General features: G+C 71.5%; 17 protein-coding genes. 6 read left to right on the forward strand and 11 right to left on the reverse strand.

Annotation, left to right across the window (positions count from 1 at the left end; translation table 11 throughout):
• Positions 1 to 70: 70 nt before the first annotated feature.
• From ACFZDA_RS08570 to ACFZDA_RS08580, 3 genes are all read right to left on the reverse strand, one after another.
• Entirely contained in the window at positions 71 to 1,306 is a 1,236-nt protein-coding gene (locus tag ACFZDA_RS08570; RefSeq protein WP_391076970.1) for an LmeA family phospholipid-binding protein, read from the reverse strand.
• A 164-nt stretch (positions 1,307 to 1,470) separates the two neighbouring features.
• The gene (locus ACFZDA_RS08575; protein ID WP_391076972.1) at positions 1,471 to 2,763 is read right to left on the reverse strand and encodes a P-loop NTPase fold protein; all 1,293 of its coding nucleotides are present in this window, start codon (positions 2,761 to 2,763) and stop codon (positions 1,471 to 1,473) included.
• 197 nt (positions 2,764 to 2,960) lie between these two features.
• Entirely contained in the window at positions 2,961 to 4,784 is a 1,824-nt protein-coding gene (locus ACFZDA_RS08580) for a 5'-nucleotidase C-terminal domain-containing protein (protein WP_391076975.1), read from the reverse strand.
• A 144-nt stretch (positions 4,785 to 4,928) separates the two neighbouring features.
• Here ACFZDA_RS08580 and mshD point away from each other — a divergent pair, with 144 nt between their 5' ends.
• Complete coding sequence (gene mshD / locus ACFZDA_RS08585; protein WP_391076978.1) at positions 4,929 to 5,855, forward strand: mycothiol synthase; 927 nt, start codon at positions 4,929 to 4,931, stop codon at positions 5,853 to 5,855.
• Between the two features lie 27 nt (positions 5,856 to 5,882).
• Here the strand turns inward: mshD and ACFZDA_RS08590 are convergent, their stop codons facing one another.
• The 8 genes from ACFZDA_RS08590 to ACFZDA_RS08625 all read right to left on the reverse strand — a co-directional run bounded on the left by ACFZDA_RS08590 (position 5,883) and on the right by ACFZDA_RS08625 (position 12,443).
• On the reverse strand, positions 5,883 to 6,563 hold the full coding sequence (locus ACFZDA_RS08590) for an NAD(P)H-dependent oxidoreductase (protein ID WP_391076981.1): 681 nt from the start codon (positions 6,561 to 6,563) through the stop codon (positions 5,883 to 5,885).
• A gap of 34 nt (positions 6,564 to 6,597) precedes the next feature.
• Positions 6,598 to 6,930 (reverse strand): helix-turn-helix domain-containing protein, encoded by a 333-nt coding sequence (locus tag ACFZDA_RS08595; protein WP_391076984.1) that lies wholly within the window; start codon positions 6,928 to 6,930, stop codon positions 6,598 to 6,600.
• 59 nt (positions 6,931 to 6,989) lie between these two features.
• Positions 6,990 to 8,444 carry an ATP-binding protein gene (locus ACFZDA_RS08600; RefSeq protein ID WP_391076987.1) on the reverse strand — a complete coding sequence of 485 codons (1,455 nt, stop codon included), beginning with the start codon at positions 8,442 to 8,444 and terminating at the stop codon, positions 6,990 to 6,992.
• Positions 8,441 to 9,178, reverse strand: a complete 738-nt coding sequence (locus ACFZDA_RS08605) for a response regulator transcription factor (protein WP_306965752.1) — start codon at positions 9,176 to 9,178, stop codon at positions 8,441 to 8,443. The genes ACFZDA_RS08600 and ACFZDA_RS08605 overlap by 4 nt, the downstream gene beginning before the upstream one ends.
• Before the next feature lie 107 nt (positions 9,179 to 9,285).
• The gene (locus tag ACFZDA_RS08610; RefSeq protein WP_391076991.1) at positions 9,286 to 9,462 is read right to left on the reverse strand and encodes a hypothetical protein; all 177 of its coding nucleotides are present in this window, start codon (positions 9,460 to 9,462) and stop codon (positions 9,286 to 9,288) included.
• A 26-nt stretch (positions 9,463 to 9,488) separates the two neighbouring features.
• Complete coding sequence (locus ACFZDA_RS08615) at positions 9,489 to 10,481, reverse strand: trypsin-like peptidase domain-containing protein (protein WP_391076994.1); 993 nt, start codon at positions 10,479 to 10,481, stop codon at positions 9,489 to 9,491.
• A 99-nt stretch (positions 10,482 to 10,580) separates the two neighbouring features.
• Positions 10,581 to 11,603: a substrate-binding domain-containing protein gene (locus ACFZDA_RS08620; protein ID WP_391076997.1), complete on the reverse strand. Its 1,023-nt coding sequence runs from the start codon at positions 11,601 to 11,603 to the stop codon at positions 10,581 to 10,583.
• Positions 11,604 to 11,663: 60 nt separating this feature from the next.
• Complete coding sequence (locus tag ACFZDA_RS08625; RefSeq protein WP_391077000.1) at positions 11,664 to 12,443, reverse strand: winged helix-turn-helix domain-containing protein; 780 nt, start codon at positions 12,441 to 12,443, stop codon at positions 11,664 to 11,666.
• Between the two features lie 172 nt (positions 12,444 to 12,615).
• Between ACFZDA_RS08625 and ACFZDA_RS08630 the strand changes: the two genes are divergently transcribed.
• From ACFZDA_RS08630 to ACFZDA_RS08650, 5 genes are all read left to right on the forward strand, one after another.
• On the forward strand, positions 12,616 to 13,467 hold the full coding sequence (locus ACFZDA_RS08630; RefSeq protein WP_391077003.1) for an alpha/beta fold hydrolase: 852 nt from the start codon (positions 12,616 to 12,618) through the stop codon (positions 13,465 to 13,467).
• 38 nt (positions 13,468 to 13,505) lie between these two features.
• Complete coding sequence (locus tag ACFZDA_RS08635; protein ID WP_010036212.1) at positions 13,506 to 13,760, forward strand: MoaD/ThiS family protein; 255 nt, start codon at positions 13,506 to 13,508, stop codon at positions 13,758 to 13,760.
• A gap of 3 nt (positions 13,761 to 13,763) precedes the next feature.
• A complete protein-coding gene (locus tag ACFZDA_RS08640; RefSeq protein ID WP_391077006.1) occupies positions 13,764 to 14,825 on the forward strand; it encodes a hypothetical protein in 1,062 nt (353 codons plus the stop codon).
• A gap of 168 nt (positions 14,826 to 14,993) precedes the next feature.
• Positions 14,994 to 15,734, forward strand: coding sequence for an LmeA family phospholipid-binding protein (locus tag ACFZDA_RS08645; protein WP_391077009.1), 741 nt, complete (start codon positions 14,994 to 14,996; stop codon positions 15,732 to 15,734).
• A 202-nt stretch (positions 15,735 to 15,936) separates the two neighbouring features.
• On the forward strand, positions 15,937 to 16,017 hold the full coding sequence (locus tag ACFZDA_RS08650) for a putative leader peptide (protein WP_350310325.1): 81 nt from the start codon (positions 15,937 to 15,939) through the stop codon (positions 16,015 to 16,017).
• The last annotated feature ends 76 nt before the right edge of the window (positions 16,018 to 16,093 follow it).

Genomic DNA, 16,093 nt, shown 5'->3' on the forward strand with positions numbered 1-16,093 from the left:
AGGGGTCAACACATCTGCTCACCAAATTTCATCAAGAACGCAGACAGTCCGGACCCAGGGGGCCCGCCGTCTACGACCCCACGTTCAGCCCCGAGCCCGACACCCGCACCCGGATGCCGTCCTCCTCCACCCGTACGTCGTCCAGCCGTACGTCCCCCTGCTCCGGCTTCGGCAGTTCGAACGCCAGGGCCAGCCGGTCGGCCAGGACCGGGCGGGTCAGGCCGGACAGCTCGTCGAGGAGGTCGGGGTCGAGGCCGATGCGGCGGAGCACCTCGGGGTTGTCCAGGGCCAGGTCGATGAGGTTGAGGCGCTCGGCCTGGCGGGCGAACGTCGGGGAGCCGGTCAGCTCGGCGAGCTTGCCGTCGTCGGCCAGGGCCTCGCGCACGGTCGCCTCGGGGACGCCCATCCGCCGCACGATGGCCGGGACCGAGAGCAGCGCCTTGGCCTTGCGGGTCTCCCGGGCCAGGTCGGCGGTTCCCTTGGGCGTCAGGTGCAGGCCCTCAAAGGCGCGGGTGCCGGGGCGGTAGGTGGCCAGGTTCCCGATGTCGAGCCGCATGCCGCCGATCTCCGTGGCGATGCCTCGCTCGCCCTGCCGCTGGATCCGGGCCTCGGCGCGCAGCCGCAGGTCGTGTCCGGCGACGGGCAGGGTGCCGTCGGCCCGGACGCGGTCGCGGCCCTCGCCGGTGAACGTCACCTGGGAGGCGCCGAGTTCGCGGTTGAGGTCCTCGAAGGACAGCAGGACGTCCCCGTCGAACCGGGGGACGTGGGCGCCGCGCACGGACGTGAGGCCGTCGGCGTCCAGCGAGATGTCGTGCGCCGTGGCCGACACCTTCGCCAGGGAGACCCGGTCGGCGGCGACGTCCGGGACGGTGACCTTCACCGAGTCCAGCCGCTTGTCGGCGAGTTGGGTGAGGAAGGGGAACCCGCCGATCTCCACCTCGGGCGCCGCCGCGAGGTCGAGCCGGTCCTTGAGCGTGTCGGCGGCCCGGTGCTCGGCGTACAGCACGGCCCAGCGGTCGCCGAGGGCGAGGAAGGCGGCGAGCACGACCAGGCCGACCACCGCCTTCACCGCGAGCGGCAGCCCGGCGAAACGATTCCGTCGACGCCGGCCGCCGCGCCGGTGGTCGGGCGGCGACCACTGCGGTTCCGCCTCGTCCCGCTGCTCGGCCTCCTCGCCGAGGAATTCCTCCAGAGGGGTCTCCTCCAGCGGGCCGTCGTCGAGCGCGCCGAGTTCCTCGTAGGGGTTGCGGGGCTGGTCGGAGCGGTCGTGGGGGTGTTGCGTGTCCATGCGGTGGGGGGTGCGCATCGTCTCATCCGACCATGCGCACCGCCCCTGGCCGCAACCTGAACCCCCGCTGTGCGACCGATGTCACGGACGGCCGCGCCTCACCGGCCACTTCGGCGGGATCCACCCGGTCGCCGAGGTCCGGGCCGATCGCGTTCCGGACGTCGGACGGGGCGGCTGCGCCGTCACCCGGTAGGGGCCTCGCCCTCGCCGGTGAGCGCTCCGCCGGTGACGGTCAGCACCTCGGTCAGCAGTCTGAGCACGCTGGCCGTCGGAGGGGGCGGGAAGGAGAACCCGGTCCGCCGGGAGGAGACGGAGGCGATCAGCCGCCGCACCCCCGGGTTCCGCGCGGCGAGTTCCCCGTCCCGGCCGCCGAGCTCCGACTTGGTGAACTCCGCGTCGTCGAACCGGGCCCAGACCCCGGGATCGTTCTGCAGGGCCGAGAAGAAGTCCGGGAACTTGATCTGGAAGGCGAGCAGGACGCCCGCGTGCAGCAGGCGGTCGCTGCCGGGCCGGCCGTCGTGCTGCTGGAGCGTGCGGACCGTGTGGTTCAGGCCGTTGATGAAGCGGCGCACCCGCCGCGGGTTGGCCGAGAACGCGACCTCGATGAGCTCCCAGAGCTCCCGCGAGGCACCCACCGCCGGGTCCGTGACCTCGCTGCTGAGCTGCTGGTACAGCAACTCGAAGGGGATGCCCGGCAGATGGAACGGGAAGTGGATCAGCTTCTCCAGGTACTGCCGCCCGCGTGCGCCGTCCGTGCCCTCCCGGTCGAACCGTTTGGCGGCGGCCTCCGCGACGACCTGGTAGTCCATGGCGAGCACGAAGACACAGGAGCCCTCTCCCAGGAAGAGCTTCAGGGAGTCGAGCACGGTGATCGCGGCGTCCTCGTGGCAGCGGTCCAGGTCGTCGATGAACAGGACGAGCCGGCCGCCGCCGGAGTAGATGTCGACGACCTCGCGGAAGTCCTGCTCGAAGCGGTTGACGTGCAGGTACGTCTCCGCCCCCGGGGCGGTGAGCGCGCCCTGGACGGCGTCGACGTCCTCGGGGGCCAGGAACCCCGCCGTCAGGGGGCCGGCCGCCCTGCGGGCGAGCAGCCAGGCCGCCGCCTGACTGAGCCGTTTGACCGTGTCCAGGGCCGCGGACAGCCGCTCCTGCCGTGTCTCCTCACCGGCCTCCCGCCGTCTGTCGAGGTCGACGGCGATCTCGGTGAGGACGGTCTGGATGAGGGCGTGCCAGATCTCGTCCTTCTGGTCGTACTTCCAGGGGTTGAACCAGACGGTCCGCACGCCGCGTTCCTTCAGCATGCCCTCGCAGACCTTCATGAAGCTCGACTTGCCCATGCCCCAGGGGCCGAAGACGCCGATCGTCAGCGGCAGCCCCTCGGCGGTCGCGATCGCGTCGCAGAGCACCTTGGCATGGGTGCCGAATCCGAACCGGTCTCCGTCCGGACCCGAGATCGGGTTGTCGGGCAGCAGCATGGTCCCCCCTCCCCTACGCCGTCCGTCCCGGCCACGGTGACCGGTTGCCGACGGCGGGTCACTCATCGTGCCGCAACGGGTCTGACCTGGGCAGGGATTCGACCGAAATACCAGGACGTCTCCGGTACCGAAAACCGGCGACGGGGCCGGTGACGTGCACCGGCCCCGTGCCAAGCCCCTGGGGGCGGGTTCGCGGTCTACTGGACGACCGTGATGCGGTCCGCCTTCGGCGGGGCCAGCGGGTTCGCGGCCGAGGAGTTGGCCGTGAGGTACTGCTCCAGCGCGGTCAGGTCGTCGGCGCCGACGACGTCGTTCGTGCCCTTGCCGAGCGTGGGGAAGCCGTCGCCGCCGCCCGCGAGGAAGCTGTTCGTCGCGACGCGGTAGGTGGCCGCCGGGTCGATGGCCTTGCCGTCCAGCCGGACCGAGTCCGTGACCACACGGTCGGCGCCGGACTTGGTGAGGTCCAGCGTGTAGGTGAGGCCGGACGACACCTGGAGGACCTTGGGCGCCGCCGCGTTCGGGCCGCTCACCTGCTCCTTGAGCACCTGGATCAGCTGGGCGCCCGTGAAGTCCTGGAGGTTCACGGTGTTGGCGAACGGCTGGACCGTGAAGCCCTCGGCGTACGTCACCACACCGTCGCCCTCACCGGCCTTGGCCGCGTACGTCAGCGGTGCCCGGATGCCGCCGGGGTTCATCAGCGCCAGGTCGGTCTCCGGGTCGAGCTGCTTGCCGTGGGCGAGCTGGGCGTCGGCGATGAGGTCGCCGAGGGGGGACTCGGTGCCGGTGTTGCCGATGTCGCCTGAGATGTAACCGATCGGCTTGTTGCCGATGGGCGCGGCCAGCGTGTTCCACTTGCCGATCAGCTCGGTCATGTCGGGCGCCTTGGGGACGTCCCGGGTGACCACGTGGTTCGCGGACTTCACGGCCGTACGGGCGATGTCGCCGGTCTTCCGGTCGTAGGTCAGCGTCGTGTCGGTGTAGAGGCGGCCGAAGGACGCGGCCGAGGTGACCATGCGCGGCTTGCCCGCCGGGTCGTCGATCGTGCACACGTACGCGTTGTGCGTGTGGCCGGTGACCAGCGCGTCCACCTGCGGCGTGACGTTCTTGGCGATGTCGACGATCGGGCCGGAGATGCCGTCGCCCGCGCCCGGGGCGTCGCAGTCGTAGTTGTACGACGCCGACGCCGGGAAGCCGCCCTCGTGGATGAGGGCCACGATCGACTTCACGCCCTGCTTCTGGAGCACCTTGGCGTACTTGTTGATGGTCTCGACCTCGTCCTTGAAGGCGAGGCCCTTGACGCCCTCGGCGGAGACGATGTCCGGGGTGCCCTCCAGGGTCACGCCGATGAAGCCGACCTTGACGCCGTTCTTCTTCCACACCCAGTAGGGCTTGAGGATCGGCTTCTTCGTCTTCTCGTCGAGGACGTTGGCGGCCAGGTAGGGGAAGTCGGCGCCGGTGAACTTCTGGTCCGTGTAGCAGCCGTCCTTCGGGTGGCAGCCGCCGTTCTGCAGGCGGGCCAGCTCCTTGGCGCCCTCGTCGAACTCGTGGTTGCCGACGGACGTGACGTCGAGGTCCAGCTTGTTCAGCGCCTCGATGGTGGGCTCGTCGTGGAAGAGGCCGGAGATGAGCGGGGAGGCGCCGACCATGTCGCCGCCGGCCGCGGTGATGGAGTACTTCTCGCCCTTGCGGGCCTGACGCAGATGGGTGGCGAGGTACTCGACACCGCCCGCGTCGATGGTCTTCGTCGTGCCGTCGTCCTGGTGTTCGGTGACGCGGCCGGAGGATCCGGCGGGCGGCTCCAGATTGCCGTGCAGGTCGTTGAAGGACAGCAACTGGACGTCCTGGTAGCGGCCCGGCCAGTGACCGCCCCCGCCGTGGTTTTCTCCGGCCGACGCCGACCCGGGCACCGCCGCCGCGGCCAGCGCGCCGACGGTGACCACACCGGCGGCGAGAGCGACGAGACGGTTCGTGCGACGTCTGCGGCGCTCCTGGTGCGCCGGTGCCGGTGAAGTGGCTGGCATACGTCCCCCTGTCGGGTCTGCTGGGACAGTGATGTCGTCCGGCGCAGCCTAGAGTCAACGCGCGTAGCGCGACAGAGTTTTCGTGGTTACAGCCTGGTTGCTTCTTGCCGCCGAATTTCCGGTGCTCCCCGTACCCTCGTACGCATGACCAGCGACGACATCGCACGGCCCGGCCGCACCCGCTCGATCGACACCTGTGCCGCCCTCTCGGCGGAGCAGACCGAGGCCGTTCTCGGACTGCTCGACGAGGCCGCCCGCACCGACGGGCAGCAGGCGGTCTCCGAGCAGGGCCGGTTGCAGTTGCGCGGCGGCGAACGCCCGGGCGTGGCCCATCTGCTGCTCACCGTGGACGGCGAACTCGTCGGGTACGCCCAGTTGGAGGACACCGACCCGGTGGAGCCGCCGGCCGCCGAGCTGGTCGTGCACCCCGGGCACCGGGGCCAGGGGCACGGGCGGGCGCTGGGCTCCGCGCTGCTGGCCGCGTCCGGCAAGCGGCTGCGGGTGTGGGCGCACGGCGGCCATTCCGCCGCCCGGCACCTCGCCCAGGTCCTCGGTCTGACCCTGTTCCGCGAACTGCGCCAGATGCGGCGCCCGTTGACCGGCTTCGACGCGCCCGAGCCGGTCCTGCCCGAGGGCGTCACCGTCCGCACCTTCGTCCCCGGCCGGGACGACGCGGCCTGGCTCGCCGTCAACGCCGCCGCCTTCGCCCACCACCCCGAGCAGGGCTCCCTCACGCAGCGGGACCTCGACGACCGCAAGGCCGAGCCGTGGTTCGATCCCGCGGGGTTCTTCCTCGCCTTCCGCGGCGACGAACTCGTCGGCTTCCACTGGACCAAGGTCCACGCCGGGGAGGGCCTGGGCGAGGTGTACGTCCTCGGCGTCGCCCCCGGCGCCCAGGGCGGCGGCCTCGGCAAGTCCCTCACGACGATCGGCCTGCGGCACCTGGCGGACCGGGGGCTGCCGACCGCGATGCTGTACGTCGACGCCGACAACACGGCGGCGGTGTCGGTGTACGAGCGGCTGGGGTTCGTCACGCACGAGGTGGATCTGATGTACCGGACGGAGACGTGACGGTGCCGGCCCCGGTGGGTGCCGGCCTCAGCCCACGGTGGCTCCGGCAGCGGCCGCGACGCGCGCGACGGACTCCCTGACCGCGTCCAGCGCCGCGGCTCGTTCCTGGTCGGTCATCCGGGCGGGGCCGTACGTGATCACGGGCTCCAGGACCTGGAAGCCGACGAACTCCAGCATCCCCCGGTGGATGTGGAACAGGAAGTCGTCCATCGGGCCGAAGGCGCCACCGGGCCGGAACGACTCGCTGGGCCCGCCGGTCGTGAACAGCAGCATCGCGCGCTTTCCGGCGAGCGCCGCGTCCCCGAAGAGGCCGTGGTCCCCGCCGAAGACTCCGCCCATCACGAAGACCCGGTCCACCCATCCCTTGAGGACGGCCGGCAGCGAGAACCACCACATCGGGAACGACAGCACGAGCAGATCAGCGGCGAGCAGCCGGTCGAGATGGGCCCTGACAGCCGCGTCGAGCGTCCCCTCCCGCACCGCCCGCAGCTGCTCGGCCTGCGGCTTGAACGGGCTCTGGACCGGTGCGAACTCCTCGCGGGCGAGCACCGGCGCCCAGCCGTCGGCGTAGAGGTCCAGGACGTCGACCCGGTACCCGGCCTCGCCCAGGGACCGGGCGGCGGCGGTCATCTGGGCGGTGCTGAACGACTGGGGCTCGGGGTGAGCGTGAACGATCAGGGCCGTGGGCGCAGCGGTGAAGGTCGACATGAGGAGATCATATCGACGTATCGCGATTCGTCAATCAGACGGTGGTGCCGATCGCCCGTGCCAGCCGTGCCAGCCGCTCCTCGTCGCGCCGGTAGTGGGTCCACTTGCCCACCCGGGTGGGACGCACGAGTCCCGCCCGTTCGAGCGTGCTCATGTAGCTGGAGACCGTCGACTGGGCGAGTCCCGCCTTCGCCTGGATGTGCGTCACGCACACACCGACCGCCCGGCGGTCCGCGATCGGCTCGTACGCGCCGAAGTGCGCCTCGGGATCCTTCAGCCACTGCATGATCTGCAGCCGGGCAGGGTTGCCGAGGGCCTTGAACACCTCGATCAGGTCGGTCGAGTCCAGTTCCGCCGTCGCGGCCATGTGCCACCCTCCTCGCGCGTCAGTGCGACACACCACGATATATCGATATCGGACGGGTGCTATTCGTCGGCGAAGGTGGGGCTGTCCGGCGGAGGCACCGCCGCCCCCGGCAGTCGTACCGCCGCCACCGTGCCGCCCCCCTCCGCCGGGGACAGCGACACCTCGCCGCCCGCCTGCTGCACCGTCCGGGCCACGATCGACAGGCCGAGGCCCGAGCCGGGCAGGGCTCGCGCGCCGGGGGAGCGCCAGAAGCGGTCGAAGACGTGGGGGAGTTCGTCGGCGGGGATGCCGGGGCCGTGGTCGCGGACGGTCAGGGTGCCCTCGGACAGGCGCACCTCGATCGTGCCGCCCTCCGGGCTGAACTTCACCGCGTTGTCGAGGACGTTGACCACCGCCCGTTCCAGGGCGGAGGGTTCCGCCCGGACGAACCACGGCTGGACGTCCGCCGTGATCGTCAGTTCCGGGCCGCGCAGCCGGGCCCGCCGCAGCGCCGAGTCGACGATGTCGTGCCAGGCGATGATCCGCGTGCGGCCCGCGTGCTGGCCGGTGTCCGGCCGGGACAGTTCCTGCAGATCGCCGATGAGCGCGGCCAGCTCCGTCATCTGCGCCTTCACCGACGCGAGCAGAGCCTTGCGGTCGGCCTCGGGGATGGGGCGGCCGGTCTCCTCGCTGCGGGTGAGGAGCTCGATGTTGGTGCGCAGGGAGGTGAGGGGGGTGCGCAGTTCGTGGCCGGCGTCCGCGATGAGCTGTTGCTGGAGGTCGCGGGAGCTGGCCAGCGCGGAGGTCATCGAGTTGAACGAGTGGGAGAGCCGGGCCACCTCGTCCCCGCTGTCCTGGTCCACCGGGATGCGGATGCCCAGGTCCTCCGTGCGGGCCACGTGCTCGACGGCCTCGGTGAGTTTGTCGATGGGGCGCAGTCCGGCCCGGGCGACCGCCAGTCCGGCCGCTCCGGCGCCCAGGACCCCCACGCCCGAGACCAGCAGCAGGATCAGTGCGAGATCGTTGAGGGTGGACTCTGTGTTCTTCAGCGGCAGGGCGAGGATCAGCGCGGCGCTGGGCGCGTCGGGCTGCTCGGACGCCAGCCGCACGGTCATCACGCGCAGGGCGTTGCCGTGCTCGTCGGTGCCGTTGCGGACGATGCCGCGCCCCACCGGCGAGTTCCTGATCACGTCCCGGTCGGCCTCGGTGACCTTGACCAGGCCCACGGAGCTGGAGTGGACGCAGATGTCCCCGTCCGCCTTGACGACCTCGAAGTAGGAGCTGTTCCGGAAGCTGTTGCCACCCTGCGGGGTCTGCGTGCAGTTGTCCACCGCCTGCTGGATGGCGATGTTCTGGCCCGGCTTCTGCAGCGACTTCTCCAGGTCGCCGTCCACCTGGTCGTACAGCTTCCCCTGCACGATGAACCAGCACGTCACCGAGACCGCCGCCACCGCGAACGCCACCGCCGCCGCCACCAGCAGCGCCAGCCGGGAGCGGATCGGCAGGGAACGGAACCGGCGTACGAGCTTGTTCACTCCGCGCCGCCCTGCCGCAACACGTAGCCCACACCCCGCACCGTGTGCACGAGGCGCGGTTCGCCGCCCGCCTCGGTCTTGCGGCGCAGGTACATCACGTACACGTCGAGGGAGTTCGACGACGGCTCGAAGTCGAAGCCCCAGACCGCCTTCAGGATCTGCTCCCGGGTGAGGACCTGGCGCGGGTGCGCCATGAACATCTCCAGCAGCGTGAACTCCGTACGGGTCAGCTCCACCTGGCGGCCGCCCCGGGTGACCTCGCGGGTCGCCAGGTCCATGCGCAGGTCGGCGAAGGCGAGGACGTCCTCGTCGTCCGGGGAGCCCGCGCCGACGGCCGCCGCGTAGGAACTGCGGCGCAGCAGCGCGCGGATGCGGGCGAAGAGTTCGTCCAGTTCGAAGGGCTTGACCAGGTAGTCGTCGGCGCCCGCGTCGAGGCCCGTGACCCGGTCGCCGACCGTGTCGCGGGCCGTGAGCATGAGGATCGGGGTCGTGTCGCCGGTGCCGCGGATGCGGCGCGCCGCCGTCAGGCCGTCCATGCGGGGCATCTGGATGTCCAGGACGACCAGGTCGGGCCGGTACGCCGCCGCCTTCTCCAGCGCGTCCGCGCCGTCGACCGCGACCTCGGTCCCGTACCCCTCGAAGGCGAGGCTGCGCTGGAGTGCTTCGCGTACGGCCGGCTCGTCGTCGACGATCAGGATGCGCTGGGGGTCACGGTCGCCGTCTGCGGGGCTCATGGGTCGGGGTCCTCGGGGGTGTGGTGTGGTGGGGCGGGACGGGGTGTCGCTGACGCTCTCAGCCTCGCACGTCGGCGGGGCGGGCCGGGAGAAGGATCAGCCCCGGATCAGCCCCGTACCGTGCGGCGCCGGGCGGCGGCGGCCCGGCGGGCGGGGCGGGCCTTGGCCGTCGCCACCTCGGGCGCTCGCGCCGTCGGTGCGTGCAGTGCGTACGCCACCGCCAGTGCCAGCGCGAACCCCGCCGGGTCGGTCCCCGGCAGCGTGTGCGGAACCTGCTGGATCATCGCCGTACTCCTCGCTGCGGTGGGCCTCAGTCGGTGGCGCCGGCCCGCAGCTTGGCGAGGTCGGCCTTGACGGTGTTGATCGGGATGGCGAAGCCCAGGCCGACGCTGCCCGCGTCGGAGGACGAGGAGGCGGTGCCCGCCGGCGAGTACATCGCGGAGTTGATCCCGATGATGTTGCCGTTCATGTCGATCAGCGCGCCGCCGGAGTTGCCCGGGTTGAGGGACGCGTCGGTCTGGAGCGCCTTGTACGTCGTGGTGTCGGAGCCGGTGTCGCCGTTGAACTGCCGCCCGCCGAACTCGAAGGGCCACCCGTCGCCCTGCTGGGGCTGCTGGCCCTGGTCCTCGCTGGTCGGGACGGTGACGTCACGGTCGAGGGCGGAGACGATGCCGCTGGTGACCGTGCCGGACAGACCCTCGGGGGAGCCGATCGCCACGACTTGGTCACCGACCTGCAAGCCCGAGGAGTCGCCCAGCGTCGCCGCCTTCAGGCCGGAGGCGTTCTCCAGCTTGATCAGCGCCAGGTCCTTCTTGCTGTCGGTGCCGACGACCTTGGCGGAGTAGGACTTGCCGTCGCTGGTCGTCACCTTGATCTGCGAGGCACCGGCGACGACGTGGTTGTTGGTGACGACCTCGCCGCCGCTCGTGATGATCACGCCGGAGCCGGTGGCGGAACCGGCGTTGGAGGCGGCGCTGATCTCGACGATGCTGGGGCTGACCGCCTTGGCGACCCCGGCGACCGTGCCCTTCTGGGCGGACGGCACCACGTTGGTGCTGGTGGAGCTGGAGGCGACGGTGTCGTTGCCCGTCAGCTCCTGTATGCCGTAGGCGGTGCCGCCGCCGATCGCCGCGGCGACGATCGCCACGGCGGCGAGCAGGGCGACCGGGCCACGCTTGCGCTTCTTCGGAGCGGGTGCCGGGGCGTACGCCGGCGGAGGCGGCCACTCGGGGTTCACCGGGGCCTGCTGCTGACCCTCGTAAGGGTTCTGGTACTCGCCACTGCGGTGGAAGCTCTCGGTCATGTCCTTGAGCTTGGATCCCGACGATGAGAGCTTCCTGAGTGCACCCTGAGAAGCCCGACAGAACCTCGTATGCCCGATATAAAGACGCCCAGGAGAGTGCTAGACGCAGCCGCAGGAGTGCCGTACCACCAGCCGCGACGGGAACACCTTCAGCCGTTCCCGGCGGGCTCCCGCCACGCGCAGTCCGTCGTCGAGGACGAGGTCCACCGCCGCGCGGGCCATGGCCGGCCGGTCCGAGGCGACCGTGGTGAGGGGCGGGTCGGCCAGGGCCGCCTCCTTGATGTCGTCGAAGCCCGCCACCGCGAGCTCGCCCGGCACGTCGATGCGCAGCTCGCGCGCGGCGCGCAGCAGGCCGATCGCCTGGTCGTCGGTGGAGCAGAAGATCGCGGGCGGCCGGTCCGGCCCGGAGAGGATCTTGAGGGCCGCCTGGTAGGCGTCGTAGCGGCTGTACAGCGCCTCGAAGAGCCGGCCCTCCGTGGAGACCCCGGCCTCGGCCATCGCACGCCGCCAGCCCTCGACGTGGTCGGAGACCGGGTCGCCGACCACGGGTGTCTCCGCTATGCCGCCCATGCAGGCGACGTACGCGTGCCCGTGTTCCAGCAGATGGCGTACGGCGAGCTGGGCGCCGCCCAGGTCGTCCGTGACGACGGCGACGTCGTCGATGGCCTCCGGCCGCTCGTGCAGCAGGACCACGCGGGCGTCCCAGGCGTCGATCTCGGCGGCCGCGAGGTCGTTCATGGCGTGGCTGACCAGGATCAGCCCGGAGACGCGCATCCCCAGGAAGGCGCGCAGGTAGTGGACCTCGCGCTCGGCGATGTAGTCGGAGTTGCCGACGAGCACCATCTTGCCGCGCTCGGCGGCGGCCTGTTCGACCGCGTGCGCCATCTCCCCGAAGAAGGGCTGGCGGGCGTCCGGCACGATCAGGCCTATGAGGTCCGTACGCCGGGACGCCATCGCCTGCGCGACCCGGTCCGGCCGGTACCCCAGCTCCTTGATCGCGGCGAGGACACGCTCGCGCGTGGCCGGGGCGACCGGCCGGGGTCCGTTGTTGATGACATAACTGACCACGGCAGTGGAAGTCCCTGCCAGCCGCGCCACATCATCCCGAGTCACCTTGGCCACGCGCGGAGTCTACGCGGATATACCCGCTCTGGGCAGGGCGTAAAGGAGCTTTCGTATGATTTACGCCTTGCCGCGCGACTCGACGGCGTCCACAGCGGCCGACTCGTCCGCTTTGTCCGGGTTCTCCTTGGCCGCCTTGGCCTTCGCCTCCTCGGCGGCGCGCTCCACCTTCTCCGGCGTGACGAATCGGTACCCGACGTTGCGGACGGTACCGATCAGCGACTCGTGCTCGGGGCCGAGCTTGGCGCGCAGCCGCCGTACGTGCACGTCGACCGTGCGCGTACCGCCGAAGTAGTCGTAGCCCCAGACCTCCTGGAGCAGCTGGGCGCGCGTGAAGACGCGGCCGGGGTGCTGCGCGAGGTACTTCAGCAGCTCGAACTCCTTGAAGGTGAGGTCGAGGACGCGGCCCTTGAGCTTGGCGGAGTACGTCGCCTCGTCGACCGACAGGTCGCCGTTGCGGATCTCCATCGGGGAGTCGTCGCTGACGATCTGCTGGCGGCCCATGGCCAGCCGCAGGCGCGCCTCGACCTCCGCCGGTCCGGCGGTGTCCAGCAGGACGTCGTCGATGCCCCAGTCTGCGGTGACGGCCGCGAGACCGCCCTCCGTGACGACGAGGACGAGCGGGCAGCCGGGCCCGGTCGAGCGCAGCAGCTGGCACAGGCTGCGGACCTGTGGCAGATCGCGGCGGCCGTCGACGAGGATGACGTCGGCGCCGGGGGTGTCGACGAGGGCGGGCCCCTCCGCGGGGGCCACCCGCACGTTGTGCAGGAGCAGGCCGAGGGCTGGGAGCACCTCCGTCGACGGCTGGAGGGCGTTGGTCAGGAGCAGCAGAGAACTCATACGTCTGGTTCCTCCTCGGTCCCTGCGAGGACGTTTGTTGGCACAGCACAGCTCTGCGATCCCGAAGGCCCCGTACACCTGCGGTTTCCCGCGTCGTATACAACGCTTCCGAAAGCACAAAAGGACCCGGGGGCTACGCTGCCCGAGTCCTCTGCCCAGCAGAATAGCCCACATGAGCACTGGACCGGCAGGTCATGTGGCGCGTTCCACCGATCGTCCGCACTCCGAGACGACCCGGGAAACACCTGTGCGGACGCGATTGCGGACCTTTCTGCGCACGTCGGACGGTGTGTCCATCGACGCCGTATACGACCCGGGTGCGGTTGTATACGACACCTCCCGGACGCCTGCCGATCACCCCGTGGTCGTCGTCGCCCACGGCTTCACCGGGGCCGTGGACCGGCCGCACGTGCGGCGGGTGGCGCGGGCCCTCGCCCGGTACGGGGCCGTCGTCACGTTCTCCTTCCGGGGCCACGGGGCGTCCGGCGGGCGGTCGACGGTCGGGGACCGGGAGGTGCTGGACCTGGCGGCGGCGGTGGAGTGGGCCCGGGAACTCGGGCACGCGCGCGTGGGCACGGTGGGATTCTCCATGGGCGGCTCGGTGGTGCTGCGGCACGCGGCGCTGTACCCGGGGCAGACGGACGCGGTGGTGTCGGTGAGCGCGCCGGCCCGCTGGTACTACCGGGGCACCGCCCCCATGCGCCGGCTGCACTGGCTGGTGACGCGGCCGGAGGGCAGGGTGCTGAGCCGCTACGGCCTGCGTACGCGCATCCACCACCGCGACTGGGACCCGGTCCCGCTCTCGCCCGTGGAGGCGGTGCCGAGGATCGCGCCCACGCCCCTGCTGATCGTGCACGGCGACGCCGACGGCTACTTCCCCGTCGACCATCCCCGCATGCTGGCCGCGGCCGCCGCCGACCAGGGCGAACTGTGGCTGGAGCCGGGCATGGGGCATGCCGAGAACGCGGCGGGTGACGAACTGCTGGGGCGGATCGGGGAGTGGGTGGCGGGCCGGGCGGGCTAGCCTGACGGAGTTCACCGACAAGCAGATCGAGGAAGCAGATGCCAAAGGTCACGGTGCGCTACTGGGCCGCCGCCAAGGCCGCGGCCGGGGTGGCCGAGGAGCCGTACGAGGCGGCCACGCTCGCCGAGGCGCTCGACGGGGTGCGGGAGCGGCACCCCGGCGAACTGGAGCGTGTGCTGCGGCGGTGCTCGTTCCTCGTGGACGGTGACCCCGTGGGCACCCGCGGACATGAGACGGTACGGCTGGCCGACGGCGGCACGGTCGAGGTGCTCCCGCCGTTCGCAGGAGGGTGAGCGATGACCGACCAGCCGACCAACCAGCCGTACGACGGCTACGACCCCTACGGGCAGCAGGGGTACCAGCAAGGGCACCAGGGGTGGCAGCAGGCGCACCAGGGTTACGACGACCCGTACGCCGCTGAGCAGTACGCGCAGCAGTGGCAGGGGCAGACCTGGGAGACGCAGACGCAGTCTCCGGTGTCCGCGCGGGTGACGGCGGCGGAGGAGACGGCGTATCTGCCGCCGCAGGGGTACGGGGCTCCGGCTCCCGCTCCCACGCCTGCTTCCACCGCCGAGTACGGCCCCGCCACCGTCGCCGGGAACCCGCGGATCACGGACGCGCAGCGGGCGCGGGCGGAGGGGCGCTCGCCGATCATCGAGCCCGGGATGCAGCCGGCCGCGCTGACGGCGCTGCTGGGGCTGCTGCTGGCCGGCGCGGCGGCGGTCGGCACATACGCGCTGCTGGTGCCGCTCGTCGTCCTCCAGGCCGTCACCGCGGCGGGCTGGTTCCGGCTGAACGGGATGTGGCCGGCGCGGCAGGGCATCGCACTGGGCTTCGCGGGCGCGCTGGCCGCGGACGCGGCACTGCTGGCGTCGGACCGCTCGCCCTCGGCGATCCTGGGCACGCTCGGGGTGTGGGTGCTGCTGGCGCTGGTGCTCCAGCTGCGGTCGCACGCCGACCCGGACGAGCGGATGTACGGCCTGATGGCGACGGTCGCGGCGTCGGCGCTGGCGATCATGGCGGGCGGGTACCTCGCGGCCGAGGCGGACGCGGTGACCGTGGGCGCGAGCGCGGTGGCGGTCGCGGTCCTGGCCCGCGCCCTGCCGCTGCCGACCCCCGTGTCGGTGGTGCTGGCGCTGCTCGCGGGGGCGGGCGGCGGCGTCGCGGCCGGCGCGCTGACGGGCCTGGGCACGTCGGGCGCCCTCCTGGGCGCGAGCGCGGCGGCCTGCGCCCTGATCGGCCACCGAGTCGCCTCCTACGACTACCCGTCCCGCTTCGTCCACTTCACGGCGGGAGTATCTCTGCCCCTGTCGGCAGCGGCCCCGGTGGTCTACGTACTGGGGCGGGCCCTGGTCTAGCGCGTCCCCGGCTGCGGGCAGTCGTGCCTCCCCCAGTGCCCGGCCTGTCACAGATGATCGACAAACCCGGGGACCACATCGCACACGGAGTTACCCTCACGCAAGGACGGCCGCTCGGTCGTCGAACGCCGGACCGCCGTCCAACCGCCTAGGTGGGGGAAACACCGCATGCGCGCACTGCGAATACTGCTGATCGTCGTCGTGATCCTGGGCGGGCTCTTCGTGATCGCCGACCGCGTCGCCGTGAACTTCGCCGAGGGCGAGGCCGCCGACCGCCTCAAGACCACCGAGAACCTCTCCGCCACCCCGGACGTGTCCATCAAGGGCTTCCCGTTCCTCACCCAGGTCGTCGGCGGTTCCCTCGACGACATCGAGGTCGGCATCACGAACTACGAGGCCGCCGCGGGCAACGGCGCCCAGAAGATCCGTATCGACGACCTCCGGGCCGACATGCGCGGCGTCGAGTTCTCCGGCGACTACAGCTCCGCCACCGCCACCAGCGCCACCGGCACCGCGACCATCGCCTACGACGAGCTGCTGAAGACGGCGAAGTCCGAGCCCACCCAGGTCGCCCCGGGCGTCACCGCCCACGTCGTCGGCCTCTCCGACGGCGGCAACGGCAAGATCAAGGTCACCGTCGAGGCCACCGTCCTCGGCACCAAGCTGCCCGAACCGGTCTCCGTGCTCAGCTCGGTGAAGGTGATCGACGGCGACACCGTGCGGGTGAAGGCCGACGGCCTGCCCAAGTTCGGCGGCGTCGAGATCGCCGAGTCCCGCGTCCGGGCCATCACCGACTTCCAGCAGAAGATCGACGGCCTGCCCGGCGGCATCCAGCTGGACAAGGTGCAGGCCGCGCCGAACGGCGTCGAGATCACGGTGAAGGGTTCCGACGTCCGCCTGGCCGGGTAGGGAAGCCGCCGGGCGGACCGGCCCCGGCGTCCGGTGGGCGAGACGGTGATGTCCGTAGCGCAGAGGTGACGGCGGATGCATTCGGACACAAGCCCTGTCCCGGGCCTCCGCGAACCTCCTCGATCTCGCATCGTGGATTTTCTCGTCTCAGAATGCGACACACCGGTGACACGCGTGCCCGACCGTCCCTACGATCGACGGCATGAAGCGACAGGCGGATCTCACGAAGCGGCGGGCAGTAGACCTGTGCCGCGTCGCCGCCATGCTCTGTCGCACCTTCTGAGCGACCGCGTCGGCCCATGCGCCGGCGCGCGCATCCCCGCCGCCCTGTACCAAGGGCACCCGTGCGCCGCCCTCGT

This window comes from Streptomyces sp. NPDC007991 (assembly GCF_042958445.1).
In the GTDB taxonomy this organism is placed as follows: Bacteria; Actinomycetota; Actinomycetes; order Streptomycetales; family Streptomycetaceae; genus Streptomyces.